This is a genomic window from Psychroserpens sp., from assembly GCF_036960315.1.
Taxonomy (GTDB): Bacteria; Bacteroidota; Bacteroidia; order Flavobacteriales; family Flavobacteriaceae; genus Psychroserpens.
On the sequence record NZ_JBALVR010000016.1, the window covers coordinates 1 to 15,974 of the forward strand.

Below are 15,974 nucleotides of genomic sequence, written 5' to 3' on the forward strand. Positions count from 1 at the left end.
CCTAAACAATTATCTGAAGCAGTTGGAGCTGTTAAAGTTGTTACTTCACATTCCGCAAGGATATCTGATAAACTTGCTGCATCTGCTACTGGTGCAGTGACATCATCAATGATTACATTCTGAAGTTGTGTAGAAGTATTTCCGTTACCATCATCATAAGTCCAAGTCACAACTGTTGTTGTTCCTTCTCCTGAGATTGGTAAACTTGCATCGTTTGTTACTGTTACAGATCCTAAACAATTATCTGAAGCAGTTGGAGCTGTTAAAGTTGTTACTTCACATTCCGCAAGGATATCTGATAAACTTGCCGCATCTGGTGTTGGTGCAGTCGTATCAATCAGTGTAAAAGTCGCAATAAAATTAGCGCCTAAGTTAGAAATAAAGTGTGTGCCATTACCATCTATTACGGATTCATAAGTCGCAGTAGTATACACTTCAATATTATATGTGCCAGGTGCTAAGCCAGATAAAATATCTATTCCAGCAGCAGCTGTTTGCCAATTTTGGTCATTACTTGTACCAGTACAGTAATTGAAAGTAGCAAGGTCTGTATTATGAAGTATGTTTACAGGTGTAAAGGCAGGAGGAGCGCCTTGATAAATTCTATAATTTAATTCAGAAGAACTAATATTATGATCACCGCATTTATGTGTTAATTGTTGTGCGCCATTAAGAATAAAAGTATCACCGCAATTAAAGTTACCAAAGTTGGTACCTTGAAAATTGGGGTTGCCAGAATTAAATAGATTATAGTATTGATTTCCTGCACCGAAATCAAGTATTAGATTACTTTCATCTACAGCTGATTCATTTTGTGCATTTAAAGCAGTAATTCCTAGCGCTAAAAACACAAAAACGTGTAATATCAAACGTATTCGTTTCATCATTGATATCATATTAAATAGGTTAAACGACATTGTTGATCATCTAACTCAAAATAGTTAAACTGCCAAGAATGTAAATTTGGGTACTAATTTTGGACTATTAATCAATGAGGGAGAGCTCAAATTTACCTCTACTATGGCATAAAAAAGAAAATAATCGTCAAAGCGCATATATTCTCTTTATGATTGACTTTAAGCAATTTACTATCAGAATAAGAGTACAAAAAAAGTGTTAACCTTTTAAATATCAACCTGCTTCCATTTTCCTTTTTTAAACCAAAGGATTCCAATAATAGCAATTAATACTTCTGCTAAAGTAATGGCTAAAAACACACCTAAAGGACCAAGTTCTAATGTGATTGCCATCACATATGCAAAAGGCAATTGGAATAACCAAAAGCAAATAAAGTTGATAATGGTTGGCGTTATGGTATCACCTGCACCATTAAACGAATTGATAACGACCATTCCGTAGGCGTAGAAAATATAGCCAGCAGCAATAACACGAAGACAAAGACTTCCTTGTTCTACAACATTGGGTTCTTCAGTAAACCACGATATAATTTGAGGAGCAAAAACCAAATAGGCTACAGATACTATTCCCATAAAATAGGCACAATATTTTCCGGTTTTCCAAACCGATTGTTCGGCACGATCGGGCTGCTTTGCGCCTAGGTTTTGTCCGACTAAAGTTGCTGCAGCATTACTCATTCCCCAAGCAGGCATGAAGGTAAACATCATCACACGAATGGCAATGGTATAGCCTGCCAGGACTTCACTCCCAAACTCGCTCATGATTCTCATCAAGAATACCCAAGACGACGTTCCTATTAAGAATTGACCAATGCCTCCAAGAGATACTTTGATTAAATTAAGCATTACTGCAATTCTTAATACGACGTCTTTAAATCCGATTTTAATTTTACTCCAACCATAGAATAAGACTATAAGTTGAAAAAGAACTGCAGCTCCTCGACCAATCGTTGTTGCAATGGCAGCACCTTCAACACCATAAGCTGGAATAGGTCCAAATCCAAAAATAAACATCGGATCTAAAATGATATTGAGTCCGTTAGACAGAATCAAAGTCCACATCGCAATTGAGGCATCACCAGCACCACGAAAAATCGCATTGATTAAAAACAGGAGCATGATGGTTATATTTCCGCCTAAAAGAATTTGCGTATAGCCGTAACCTTCAGCAATTAAATCGGGTTCGCCTCCCATGAATTCCAAAATCTCCTTTGGAAATAGGATGCCAATGACACTAATGACCACCGCAATAAAAACGCCTAAAAAAATCACTTGCACTGCCGCTTGAGAAGCTCCTTCCCTATCCTTTTCTCCGATACGTCTCGCAACGATTGCGGTTGCTGCAATACTGAGGCCAATAGCTACAGCATAAACTAAAGTCACTACAGATTCGGTAAGACCAATGGTTGCAACGGCGTTGACGCTCACTTTGGACACATAGAAAATATCGACAACAGCAAAGATGGATTCCATGAGCATTTCTAGAATCATAGGAATGGACAGCATAAAAACGGCTTTACGAATGCTTCCTTTAGTGAATTCTTGTTCTTTACCAGAAACAGCTTGTTTGAGGTAGCTAAAAAATTGTTGGATTGAAATAGTTGATTTTGACATGATTGTTGTTAGTAAAAATAAACATAGCCTCTAACGAAATGCTAGTGGCAATTTTGAGAATCACTTGTAATGGTGATGTGTCGCGAAGTGTGGGCTTAAACAATCATAAGACTTCAAAAGTGCGATTTTTTTTTTAAATTTCAAAATTTGACATCAATGGTTTCAACCGTTTTATTAGATGTTCCTTTTTTCCATGATAAAAATGAAGGCATAAACACTTTATCGAACATAAACGCAAATAAACTATAGTCCATATAATTCCCTACCGAAAGTATTGATTATCAATATACATTTATATATATTCGTCTTGCTAATTAATTCAACATGTTTAAAGCTGCCTTATTTGATATGGACGGGGTCATTGTCGATTCTGAACCATTGCATCACAACGCCTACTACCAAATGTTTAGTGATGTAAACATCCACGTTTCTGATGATTTATATGCATCGTTTACTGGACAATCCACACTAGAAATTTGCAAACAACTTATCAATCATTTTAAATTACCCATAGGTCCACAGACCTTGGTCGACATCAAACGTCATCATTTTAAACAGCTTTTTGAAACTGATACAGCCTTGCATCTTTTGGACGGAGTATTGGATGTCATTAAGGATTATCACAGTCATGGTATGACTCTGGTTTTGGCGTCTTCGGCATCTATGCCTAATATCAACCGTATTTTTGAACGCTTTGATTTGGATCAATATTTTGTTGCAAAAATTAGTGGTGCCGATTTAATACAATCCAAACCACATCCGGAAATCTTTATCAAAGCTGCAGAACTTTCTGGTCATGAACCCAAAGACTGCTTTGTGATTGAAGATTCTACCAATGGGATTGCTGCTGCGAAATCCGCAAACATATATTGTATTGGTTATGATAGTTTACATAGCGAAGACCAAGATTATACGAATGCTGATTTGGTGGTGTCGCGTTTTGAGGAGATTGGGTATGAAGCGTTGAGAAGTTTACAATCTAAAAAATTGGTGTAAGTATTAGTCCTGTTCCTTAATTTTATTGATTGATGGTGTTAATTCTTATAATTTAATTGTAACGTCTTTTTGAGTTCCAAGCAAACGTCTTTGTCGTGTTTGTTGTTGACGTTATTCTGTTTGTGTTTAATGTTCTCATGATTTGATTGATTGATTGATTGATTGATGGTTATTCTTACAGTTTAGTTGTAACGTCTCTTTGAGTTCCAAGCAAATGTCTTTGTCGTGTTTGTTGTTGCTGTGATTCTGTTGGTGTTTAAAGTTCTCATAATTTTAATATTTAATCTATTGATGGTTATTATTACAATTTAGCTGTAACGTCTTTTTGAGTTCCAAGCAAACGTCTTTGTCGTGTTTGTTGTTGTTGTGATTCTGTTGGTGTTTAAAGTTCTCATAATTTTAATATTTAATCTATTGATGGTTATTATTACAATTTAGCTGTAACGTCTTTTTGAGTTCCAAGCAAACGTCTTTGTCGTGTTTGTTGTTGTTGTGATTCTGTTTGTGTTTAAAGTTCTCATGATTTTAATATTTGATTGTTTATACTGTATAGACGCCTTAACTTTTAATCTGTTACAGCAATTAACGCTCATTAACAAAGTTTAACAATTCGTTAAGAATTGGACTAAATAACGAATGGCTTTATTCCTTAATATTATACCAAGGCCGATTTGGTGGTATCATCGTTTGATGACATATCCTATGATACGCTTGCGTCTAAATTTATTTCAGTTTATGTAAGAAAATTTTTATATCTTTATGTACTTCCCTTTGAGGATCACTCAATTGGATTAGTTAATGTTGTTGACACAGCAGTTTTATGTTTAGTTGAGAAAACATAAGGCCATACCAAATATTCCTTAAAAGGATTTACCCATTATTGGGTATGTTTTGATATGGTTCCAGCTGTTATTTTTATGATGTCATTTTAATTAACTAAACCAATCGATTATGAAAGCTTGCTATTTATGTATTTTATTGAGTACACTTCTTTGCTTTAATTATTCTTATTCTCAAAAATCGGCACCAGTTGCAGGTGATGCAGCCATGCTGATTGATATCTTAAAAAAAGACTACAATGGCATTAGTCCTGATAACAGAGCTGAAGAAATCATGAAAGACAGAGCTAAGGCCATGTCAATATTTAAATCTTATATGGCTGCTGATCTCGATTTAGACATCGACGAAGCCAAACTCATTTCTAAACAGATTATTACTGCTGCAGGAGATGAAATCCTGAATATTGATAATTTGGATCTACCATACATAATTACCTATGCTGATAATTATGCTGAAAAATTAAACCGATATGAAGAACAAAAGAATAGGGTTCAAGATATAAAAGCGCTTAACATTTCAGCAAATGGAAATACAATAGCAACACTTAGATCAGAGTCAAATAATTTAAGCACCTCTAAATCTGAATATTATAAATCCAGTTATTACAGGGATGTGAAAAATTTCGTCACTCTTCTTGTCAATTATGAAGATAATAACTACATCAAATATTGTATAGAATTATTCATTAAAAAGTATTCTAATATCCAAGCTAATGAAATTGATGCTTTTGCAGCACAGAACTACCAGTCGTCTATTCAAAAAAGTTTACCGTTTTTAGGTGGTGATCTCGCTCTTGAGACATTAATTGATGGTTTAAGTCGATTCCTTGCAAAACGTATTAAAGAAGAGCTCGCAACCTATGTTGTAGCTCAAATTAAAGACAATCTTAATAATCCGAAGCCATCAAGTTATCTCAATGAGTTAATGGTGCTATTGCCTGTAACAACTGACTATATTAAAAATTTCGAAGCCGATCAAGTATTAAATTTTATTGACGAAATCAAACAATACATTGAGGGTGACTTAAACAACCTGTTGTCAAATGCAGCTAACCTAAAAGACACACCAAGGTTTAAGGCTATTCTTAAACAGCATCCAGACTTAGATTTTGCATTCGAAGCACTTGAGATTTATCCAAATATTTCAAAAATCAAGAATCCTATAGATTATTTCGACATCATCGGTTCTAGTCGAAACATCTCAAGATGGGCTGATATTACCGAGACTGATGCAACAAAATTTAATTTGGCCAACGCCATAAAGTTGGCTAACATGCTTGCACATAGCTTAACGGTATCAGAACAATCAGAGACGAGATTTGTATCAACTGATTTCATGAGCAATTACGGTTCTGAACTAAACTTCTATTTATTATACACGGGTTTTTTGAATCAGCAGAACATCAAATATTTTAATATAAAGTTTAGATTCGTAGGTGCGACAACAGATCTTGATTTCAAAAAAATAATGAATGTCATTGATGCCGCAACCATTAAAAATACGGAAGTAAAGGCTAAATTTTTATTTCAGGAATTATCTCAAATAACCATTAATGCTGAAAAAATCCACAATGACGCTTTAGCTATCAAAAAATCCAAGAATAATAATGAGAAAGTAGATATTAAAGATGTTCATGCGCTCATTGAAGGTATTCTTCAGATGGCACAAGAAACTGTAAAAAGTGCAGACCAGATTTTTAGTTCGACATTACCAATGCAAAGCTTAGGAATTAATTTACCAGAAACTATGGAGCATTATACGAGTCCGTATTTTAAAATTGCCAATACAAGTAATAACATCATGCTAGATATTCATACTAAAAAATATAGTAGCGCTATTATTAAGGCTATTGAAATTCCGACCTATCTGAATACAACTGGTTTTGATGCTTCAAAAATTTACAACATACAACAAAAGCTTCTGCAGACACAAGAATTAAATGTTATCAAGAATGTATTAGTTCAAAAGAAAATTCCAAATAAAAAAGAAGACCGTCAAACCTTAGAGAGTCATTTATTATTTCTTAAAGCTGTCATTCAAAAGAAAAACAACCCAAAATTAAATCCGATAATTAGTGATATTAATAAGGCCATTATCTTAGTAGTCAATAATAAATCTGATAAGGACTACAGTGATGTTAGAACAAATATAATTAATGAACTAAAAAATAATTTTAAAGAATCGTTATCCGAATTTGCATCAATTAACATTGACAAAACAGTAATTACACCTTTAACTACTTACCTAAGCGCCAACATTAATGACCCAGTTATAAGACAAAAAATTATTTCAATAACCAATACCTTTATTCAAAACTTGGTTACGAAAGTTATTACGACTGAGAAATTATCGTTAAATGACTTAAAAGAAGATGAGACTTTAAAAGAAGCTACTCGTCAACTTACCATGCACATTGAAGCCTATTTACCAGAGTTAGTTGTTGATGCTTTCAGAATTAAAGATCAAAATCTCATCAAAATTATACACTTTGTAAATGATATTGCTATTTCAGAATCGGAAGAAGATGTAGAAGCTGCCATCACAGCTTTTGCCCTACCATCTGGCAGCTATGCTCTAAAGAAAAAGGAAGGAGATTATGTAGCCATAAACTCATTCCCAGGATTACTTACAGGTTTTGAACAACGGTCTATAAGTAATTTAGAATTTAATACCCTTGCCTTTACAGCACCTGTAGGTATTTATACCAAATTAAGCCATAAATATAATCTGGGCTTATTTGTACCTATAATAGATATTGCTGCACCTGTTAGATTTAGATTGGATGACAGCAATGCCACCAATACCTTACCAGAATTCAATTTTAAAAACATTATAGCTCCTGGATTATACATTACTTGGTCACCTTTAAAAGGGCCATTCTCATTCAATTTTGGAGCTCAATATGGTCCAGAACTAGAAGTGATTGAGGAATTCACGGATGCGATGACTGGAGAAACGACAACGACAACAAAAACATTCGATGATTCATTTCGTATTGGTATTGGTATTACTCTAGATATCCCTTTATTCACTATATATAACAGACCTCGAAACCAATGAAACACTGTGTTTTTTTAATAGCGGTTATTATATCCTGTAATTGGTGTTTAGCTCAGGACAAGCCAAATGCAAATCAAGTTAAACCAACCGATTCGTTGAAGACTATCAATCAGAAATTGACAGATTCAATGACCGTCGAAGTCAAGACCATTTCAGACTCACTAAAAATAAAACGTCTAGAAAAAGAATTGCAACAATTAAAGGCCAATAGACATAATTTCTTTTCACCTATGAAAGCTATTCAAAAGCTTCAGTTGCCTCCGCCACCACCTCCAGTACCAGGTATAGACAACGAGAAAATAATAGAACTCTACCAAGAAGATAACGTCGAGGCCATATTGGAGTCATACTCCCAGGAAATGCAGCAAGAATCTATAATTGTTGATGAAATTTATGAAGTAAGTAAAGCCGTTATAATAGATCTCGATAATGAAGTGTATTACAATAAAGCACGCCTTAGAGGTCCTTCCAATTATGATAGTCGTGTCGAGGTTAGAATTCTCAACCCAGAGATTGAATGGCAAAGAAAGATTTTAGAGAAAAATAAATCCGTCGCTATTGTTGTTGAAAAAGAGAAGCTGAGTAAAATTAATGAGCAGTTTTATCAATTAGATATATCAACCTCATTGGCAAATTTCTATAACCTTTGTACGAATGTTCCTTTTAAAAATCAACCAGTTATAGGTGTTGGAACTGCGTTTATTACTAGTCGAAATCAAATGACTACTGCCAAACATGTTTTCCAGCGTAACCTAGAAAACTATGCTATTGTTTTTGGCTACGAGCTCTTAAACAAAAACGGAATAGTAGAAGCCATAGTCAACAAGAAAAATGTGTATGAACCGATTTCAAAAGTTTACAATAACGACTATTATGACGTTACTATTATAGAACTTGATCGCCCTGTGAATCGACCTATATTAGCATGGGAAAATTCTAAATTATTAGAGGATTCAACAGAAGTATACATGATAGGCCATCCAAGTGGAATACCAAAAAAAATCGCATTAAATGCTGGAATTATAGACAATTCAAATTCGCAATATTTTCATACAACACTAGATAGTTTTCAAGGTAATTCGGGGTCTCCAGTATTCAATAGACAAACTCATAATGTAATTGGCATTCTTGTATCAGGTGAATTAGACTATAAGTATAATGGTACTTGCAATGAAATTAATGTATGCAAATTGCCCTATTGTAAAGGTGAAAAAGTAGTAAGAATAGATAACATTTTAAAAAACTAAGACATGAAAAACGCAATTATTCTATTAGTATTCATAGCACTTTTTCAAAGCTGTGCCATAACTAAAGGAACAGAAAATAGCACTGTATTAGAGGCTATTAATTTACAATCTTCTGTTTTAAACGATGAATTATTTTATAAAATTCTTACCGAATTAGAAGAAGAAAACGGTGTAGACTGGAGCAATGGCAGAATGGATAAAGTTAATGCACAAGAGCTATCCCAGTACGCCAATAATATGAGCTGGCTTATAGCGCAATATAAGGAGAAGGGTATTTACAGTACAGATGAAGTGTTTTTATGGAGAAAATGGAATCCGTTTTCTAGTACTCGAGCGGTAACAACCCCTTGTGTATTTCCAAATTGTTTAAACACAACCAAACTCAATAAATGGCATCTAAAACGAAGTAAATTTTCTTTTACCAATACCTTAATTCACGAGCGAGTGCATTCATTTGGAGCTATACATCCAAATCAAAGTAGCCGAGGTAATGAATGTGATCCTTCGTATGTTGCAGGTAATCTAGCTGAAATTTTATTATTATATCGCCATAATCAAAACCTAGATAATTATGATAAAATATTGTGTCCTGGTCTTAAATCTAAATTAATTGTATACGGAATTCTTAACACGCCATAGGTCATTATATTATGAGTAGATTATCCAAGAACTAAACGTTAGCTTGAAAAAGCATCCGCTATTGTATCTTTCGAAATCGTAGAGGGTTATCTGGCTTTGGTTCGCTTTACTTTAACAAATATGTAATATTATCAAATCAGCCCTTGCAGACACAAGGGCTTTTATTATCTTTAAATCCCACAGTTAAAATAACTTCAACACCAATTAATGTCCAAAAAAAATGCCATAGTAGAGGCTATACAACAACTCATAGAGGCTATTCTTAAAAGTCTTGGGCATGACAGCACTAAAAAAAGAACATGGCACCAACATGTAGTGCCTTATAATAGCGATTGGGCTGTACGTCGTGAAGGCAATAAGCGTATAACGTCTAAACACAGAAAGCAAAGTACAGCGATACGCAAAGCCAAAATCCTAGCAAAACGACACAAAGCCGATGTGATTATTCATCGCGAGAGTGGTGGTATTCGTGATAGAATTAGTTATAAAGATTAATCAATATATCGAGGACACAAAAACTAGTATATTTAATTGTAAAACGCCATAAGTTTAAAACTTGGCACCTAATCGAAGCAGAAAGTGCTAAAAACAAAAAGCTGTTTGAGACTTTGCGAGAAGTAAAGTTGAGTTCTTTTTGTTTAGCTTTCAATTCGGAATTGGGTAAGGTTTAAAATTCAGGCTAGACTTTTTTGGTTCTTTTTTCGGCGATGGAAAAAAGAAAAGAAAAGAAAATCTACTGTTTCTTCAACAACGCATTCTGCTCTTCCATTAAATCCGTAAGCTTTGATAACAACTCTATATCCTTAGGTGTAGCGACAACTTCATTCTTAGGATCTTGTGCCTTATCTCTTAAGCGATTCATAGCTTTAACGACCACAAATACAGTGAGCCCTACAATGACAAAATCGAGAAAGGTTTCAAATAAAACACCGTATTCTACAGCGATTTCTTTTGTGGTTATGGTGCCTTCAGCATTTGTTATGGCATCACGCATTACATATTTTTTATCCTGAAAATTGAGTCCGTCGGTCATTAATGACAATGGTGGCATAAATACTTTTTTTACTAAGACATCTATCACTTTATTAAATGCAGCACCAATGATGATACCAATAGCCATATCCATCATATTCCCTTTGACTGCAAACTCTTTGAATTCCTTTAAAATTTTCATCTCCTTTAAATTTTAGCTGTTTTTGAAAACATAAAACTAACCGATTTAGAATTAACCCAAAAGCGCAATCGTAGCATTTTTTAAGACATTTTGAAGTAATTACAAATATCTGTTAAAAAGCAGATATACTTAATTATCTGTTAAAAAGCAGATATTTTGTATTATCTGCTAAAAAAGTGATATATTTGATCTATAATAATTTAAAGTCATGATAGCAATCATTACTGGAGATGTCATCAATTCAACTGAAACTACACCAAGCGTGTGGCTAAACGCATTGAAGTCGGTCCTAAATCGTTTTGGAAAAGAACCGAAGCATTGGGAAATATACAGAGGTGATAGTTTTCAGCTGGAAGTTCAACCCAATGACGCCTTAAAAGCAGCCATCTTAATTAAAGCTTCTATTAAGCAATTTAAACATATAGATATCAGGCTTGCCATAGGGATCGGCGATAAAACCTATGAATCGAAAAAAATAACAGAATCTAATGGTAGTGCTTTTGTGAATTCGGGACAGTGTTTTGAGCAATTGAAGAAAACCACATTAGCCATAAAATCACCAATGATAGACTTTGACTATCAAATAAACATTATGCTAGAATTGGCTTTGCTAGTTATGGACAATTGGAAACCGGCAACCTCAACCATCCTAAAGTACACACTGGAAAATCCAAAAAAAAATCAAAAGGTCATTGCAAAACAACTCCATAAAGCGCAAAGTAATATTAGCGAAGGCCTTAAACGTGGAGGATACGACGAACTCTCGAAACTACTCTCCTATTACGAATCTCAAATCCAAACGCTATGCTAGTCCTTTTTATCAAACTCATCTTGGCACATCTTATTGGTGATTTCCTGTTTCAACCTGAAAAATGGGTCAAACACAAAAACAAGCATAAGCACAAATCCAAATACTTGTATTTACATATGCTTGTGCATGTTGCCGCTTTAATGCTGGTCTTGTTATTTGATACCAGCTATTGGCTGGGCTTTCTTATTATTATCATAAGTCATTATAGCATTGACGTTTTAAAACTTCATCTTAGAACCAAAAAAAATAGCCGATGGCTTTTTGCTTTTGATCAATTGGCACACCTCATCGTTATTGCCTTAGTGGTTAATATCTATGCACCATATATAGCAACGCTCAAGGACTTAGATTACAATACATTATTGTTGTTGACCACTTGTATCATTGGTGTGACAGCCATGTCTGCTATCGTTATGAAAACCATAATTTCTAAATGGAAAATTGAAGACAAATCAGACAAGGAAGATTCTCTAGAACATGCTGGTGCTTACATAGGTATGCTAGAGCGTTTATTCGTCTTTCTGTTTGTAATACTAGGATTCTGGGAAGGTGTCGGATTCTTACTAGCCGCAAAATCTATATTTAGATTTGGTGACCTCTCTAGAGCTAAAGACCGAAAACTCACCGAATATGTCCTCATTGGAACACTGATTAGTTTTGGATTAGCAATGGTAATTGGGTTGGCTTATAATTATTTGTTTTCGATGCTTTAACTTCATTTCTAAGTACTAAACACACTTAACTCTTAACCAAAAATCTACTTCTTATAATATTTAGCATACTTGCGATACGCCAAGACCCCAATAATCGCAACAAAACCTATGGCGATAGCAATATACTGATAGCTCAATATTTGTTGACCAGATTGGTAAGAATGCAACCCAGATAGATAGAAATTAACACCAAAATAAGTAAATAGAATACTTGCAAAAGCAATTATCGATGCTAAGTTAAATCCGTAACGCCCACGAAGTCCGGGTATTAATCGCATATGAATTACAAAGGCATACAACATAATACTAATTAAAGCCCAAGTTTCTTTTGGATCCCAACCCCAATAACGTCCCCAACTTTCATTGGCCCACATACCACCAAGGAAATTTCCAATAGCTAACATCACTAAACCAACCGTTAAAGCCATTTCGTTAATTACCGTGAGCTCTCTAATATTGAGTAACATCTTTTCTTTATTCTTTTCCGTAGTAAAAATCATCAAGAGCAACACTGTAAATCCTAGAATCATTCCAAGTGTAAACGGTCCATAACTCGCCACAATAACTGCCACATGAATCATAAGCCAATAACTATCTAAAACAGGAGATAAATTAGCAATAGTTGGATCCATCCAATTCCAGTGCGCTACCATTAAAATCATTGCCGTTACAAAAGCACCAGCAGCAATTGTTAAATAAGACTTATTTTTTCCGCCTAAAAGATTATAAAAAATTGACGTTGTACCAGAACTAGAACTTGACTCTTTAGATAACAATAATCCAAAAAGCATCGTTGCCCAAGCCACATAAATCATAGATTCGTAAGCATCACTCCAAGGCGCGTGACCCGAAATATACCAACGTATAACAAGTCCGGCAGTATGTAATAAGAATAAACCAATAATGACGCCTCCTAAGACTTTAACTGAAATATCTACGATTTTACTTTTACTGCTAAAAATTTGCACGATCAACACTACAAACAAAAGCGCTCCAGCATACATATACCAGCTAAACAACTTTTTGAAGATATCGTACTTATTATATAAAATTTCGGCCTTTATTTTATCGTCGGAAATCATGACTTCACTCCCAACTTCTGCCTGACTACTTTTAAATCCGGCTAATAAGCGATTGGCCAATTTGTAATCTCCCGATTGCTTGGCTTTATATAATTCACCTAAATAAAAACCAAAACTATTTTCAATGAACTTTCCGTAGAGTGTGTCTTTTATTTGCTCACGATAGTCTTCTTTGTATTCCACTGGAGAAATCCACATATTTCCTTCATCATCAGGAATAGGGAAAATCTTAATCGAACGTCCGTCAAGTGTATTGAACAATAAACTCATTCGGTCGTAAGCTTCCTTAAATTCTTTTTGGAATCCGTTAGGCGTATCAGTAGTATAGGCTTCTTCAAGGTAAGGCCCAAGTTTATTTCGTCCATCTTCGGTTAAAAAATCGGTAATGGCGACATATTTCTGGTCTTTACTAACACCTATAATATTTCGTATAGAATCCCCTTTTCGTTTCGCCAAATAAATGATTGGAACATTATACCAAAACAACGGACTCTCTTGCATCGACAATAAGACCTGATTGGCATCAAATTCTTCGTAATGATCTCTTTTGCTTAATTTTCTTAAGACTTCGGAAGCATACGTATTCATCGGCATCATTCGCCCACTATAATCTTGTATCACCAACTCACCAAACTGATCAGAATGCGCTTTAGGTATAATATTCGCTCTAATTACCGAATCAATCTTAGCTTTGCTTGGCTTCTCAGTCTTAATATCAGCATTATCGCTATGATCATGACCATCGCCTTCAAAATGTTCTTGTTGCGTCGGCGCACTATGATCGTGTCCGTCACCTTCACTATGTTCCTGTGAGAATCCAAACATTCCGAAGCATAATAATAAAACGGTCAATAGCTTTGCCTTTTTATCCTTTATCTTTTTTAGCACACGCCTAAGATCTGCAAAACGGGTTCCTTTGCTAAATAGAATAGACATCAAACCAAAGTATAAAAGCATATAACCAAAATAAGTCACCCAAGTTCCCCATTGGTCGTGGTTGACAGAAAGCTTAGTTCCCTTTTCATCTGGAAAGAAACTGGATTGAAAAAAGCGATACCCTTCTTCATCCAAAACATGATTCATGAAAATGCTATAATCAAAGGGTTCTTGGTTGGGTTTTATAACGGTCACATCACTAGAAAAAGCTGAAAAATTATCTTCAGTGCCAGGATAACGTTCTGCGGAAAAATCGTTGAGTTTGATACTAAATGGCAATTCTTTTACGATAGAACCATATTTCACAGCAACATCTAATCCCCCAACTTTAACTTGTTCAAAACGTCCGTTAACATATTGTCCGCCTAATAGATTAACCGTTTTGGTTTCTCCATTAGCAGTAACATCAACTACAACACCATCTTCACGGCTTCGTAGCAACTGAGATTTTTTAACAACACCAAACGTCCCTTGTACAACTGGTTTAGGAAATACTATAGCCATATTCCCAATTTGGTAACGGGAACGCAATGCCAATGGCTGAATAGAATCCTTGGCAAGCTTGCCTGTTGCTTTAGTGGCCATGGTCAAATAATCACCTTCAAAAGGGGATTCTATAAATATATTATCATCTGTGGTGGTGATATTTATGGCACCACTTTTTGGATTATTTAAAGTAAATACGACGTTATGTATCAACTCATCATCACCATCTTTTATATAATGACTATGAGAACCTTCGTCACCTGCTTCAACAAGTTTCAAGTAAGACTCTCCAATATCATCAGGAATGATATCGAGTTCGGCATCTTTAACAAATTGTTTGACTTCTATGGTTACTGGAGTTCCGTTGTATTCAGAATTGAGCTCTAAGTCATTATCCAAACGTTCCGAAAAATCCACACGCTCTTGCACTACTCTTCTTTGCTGTTGCCCATCGACAACTAAACTTCCATCAATAAAAGCAGTGAGGTAAATATCACGAGTGAGATAGGTGTTTTCAGTAGCACCTTCACGAATTGGCATCCATCCTTCAAAACCGATGTATCTGGTAATTCCTGCACCAATGAAAATAAAAATAAAAGCCAGGTGCAAAGTCAAGGTTGCCCATTTTTCTTTTTTTAAGAGTCTGTACCTAAAAATATTCCCGATGAAATTAATCACAAAAAGCACCATAATGGTCTCAAACCACCATGCATTATAAATGTAATGTCTTGTAAAAGGTGTCGGTGATGTCTCCTGGCCTGAGTCTAAAAACGTACCAATAATCATGGCAACGGCATAAACAATAAATAAAGTACCAGTAAGTCGTGTAGAAAAGAGAATGTTAGCAAGTTTCTTTTGCATAGCAGGAAAGCTTATTTTTTTGTTGTGCAAAGATAACCAATTTAGTTTGTATAGACTTTGCCTTTTCGTACCAAAAAAGTGTTAAATATCTCAGTTGCAAAGTTGTTTCACATGCCGTAGTTTGTCCCATAGAAATTTTAATGCTACTGGATTGGAGTTTAGGATTTAGTTTTTGGCATTTGAGTCTTGAGATCTCGCTTCAAAAATCTTCAGATACAAAAAAGTTCCCATTTTACGAGCTCTACGTTTTGCGTTTTCGGTAACGTCTCCTTCAAATAAGTCGCCTAAAGTTTCATACCATAGGTTGAGCCATATGCCAAAGTGCATTTCAGTAATACTATTATGATAGGTTTTATCGACTTTCACATGTGCTTCCAAAGGATCTCCTTGGTATTTATGATCCAGCTTTCGTGTCATAAACAAACTCGTTTCCCAGAACGTGGTCAAATGTTGTAAATGTGCATCCCAATCTTTAATGGTTTCATTAAAAAAAGGACCAAGTGTATCATTAACTCTTACCTTTTCGTAAAATGTGGATACTAGTAAAAATATATCGGCTCTTGTCTTAATATCTGTTTTCATCCTTCAAATGTAATCA

At 34.9% G+C, this 15,974-nt stretch carries 11 protein-coding genes and 1 pseudogene; 7 read left to right on the forward strand and 5 right to left on the reverse strand.

Translation table 11 applies throughout. The features are described from left to right. A pseudogene (locus tag V7719_RS17905) lies at positions 1-887 on the reverse strand (hypothetical protein); the annotation flags it as partial. Positions 888-1,124: 237 nt separating this feature from the next. Further along, the gene (locus V7719_RS17910; protein ID WP_335731323.1) at positions 1,125-2,531 is read right to left on the reverse strand and encodes an MATE family efflux transporter; all 1,407 of its coding nucleotides are present in this window, start codon (positions 2,529-2,531) and stop codon (positions 1,125-1,127) included. A gap of 324 nt (positions 2,532-2,855) precedes the next feature. Between V7719_RS17910 and V7719_RS17915 the strand changes: the two genes are divergently transcribed. From V7719_RS17915 to V7719_RS17935, 5 genes are all read left to right on the forward strand, one after another. Next, on the forward strand, positions 2,856-3,527 hold the full coding sequence (locus tag V7719_RS17915) for an HAD family hydrolase (RefSeq protein WP_335731324.1): 672 nt from the start codon (positions 2,856-2,858) through the stop codon (positions 3,525-3,527). 951 nt (positions 3,528-4,478) lie between these two features. Then, positions 4,479-7,427 (forward strand): hypothetical protein, encoded by a 2,949-nt coding sequence (locus tag V7719_RS17920; protein ID WP_335731325.1) that lies wholly within the window; start codon positions 4,479-4,481, stop codon positions 7,425-7,427. Next, on the forward strand, positions 7,424-8,674 hold the full coding sequence (locus V7719_RS17925; RefSeq protein WP_335731326.1) for a trypsin-like serine peptidase: 1,251 nt from the start codon (positions 7,424-7,426) through the stop codon (positions 8,672-8,674). Before V7719_RS17920 ends, V7719_RS17925 begins: the two co-directional genes overlap by 4 nt. A 3-nt stretch (positions 8,675-8,677) precedes the next feature. Continuing rightward, entirely contained in the window at positions 8,678-9,313 is a 636-nt protein-coding gene (locus V7719_RS17930; protein WP_335731327.1) for a hypothetical protein, read from the forward strand. A 207-nt stretch (positions 9,314-9,520) separates the two neighbouring features. Continuing rightward, positions 9,521-9,808 (forward strand): DUF2188 domain-containing protein, encoded by a 288-nt coding sequence (locus V7719_RS17935; protein WP_335731328.1) that lies wholly within the window; start codon positions 9,521-9,523, stop codon positions 9,806-9,808. 238 nt (positions 9,809-10,046) lie between these two features. On the opposite strand, the gene mscL is transcribed toward V7719_RS17935, so the two are convergent. Then, positions 10,047-10,487 (reverse strand): large conductance mechanosensitive channel protein MscL, encoded by a 441-nt coding sequence (gene mscL, locus V7719_RS17940; protein WP_335731329.1) that lies wholly within the window; start codon positions 10,485-10,487, stop codon positions 10,047-10,049. 208 nt (positions 10,488-10,695) lie between these two features. Between mscL and V7719_RS17945 the strand changes: the two genes are divergently transcribed. Continuing rightward, positions 10,696-11,298 (forward strand): transcriptional regulator, encoded by a 603-nt coding sequence (locus V7719_RS17945; protein WP_335731330.1) that lies wholly within the window; start codon positions 10,696-10,698, stop codon positions 11,296-11,298. Continuing rightward, on the forward strand, positions 11,292-12,011 hold the full coding sequence (locus V7719_RS17950) for a DUF3307 domain-containing protein (RefSeq protein WP_335731331.1): 720 nt from the start codon (positions 11,292-11,294) through the stop codon (positions 12,009-12,011). The genes V7719_RS17945 and V7719_RS17950 overlap by 7 nt, the downstream gene beginning before the upstream one ends. Positions 12,012-12,055: 44 nt before the next feature. Here the strand turns inward: V7719_RS17950 and ccsA are convergent, their stop codons facing one another. Continuing rightward, complete coding sequence (gene ccsA / locus V7719_RS17955; RefSeq protein ID WP_335731332.1) at positions 12,056-15,376, reverse strand: cytochrome c biogenesis protein CcsA; 3,321 nt, start codon at positions 15,374-15,376, stop codon at positions 12,056-12,058. Between the two features lie 165 nt (positions 15,377-15,541). Beyond that, the gene (locus V7719_RS17960; protein ID WP_335731333.1) at positions 15,542-15,958 is read right to left on the reverse strand and encodes a group III truncated hemoglobin; all 417 of its coding nucleotides are present in this window, start codon (positions 15,956-15,958) and stop codon (positions 15,542-15,544) included. Positions 15,959-15,974: the final 16 nt, after the last annotated feature.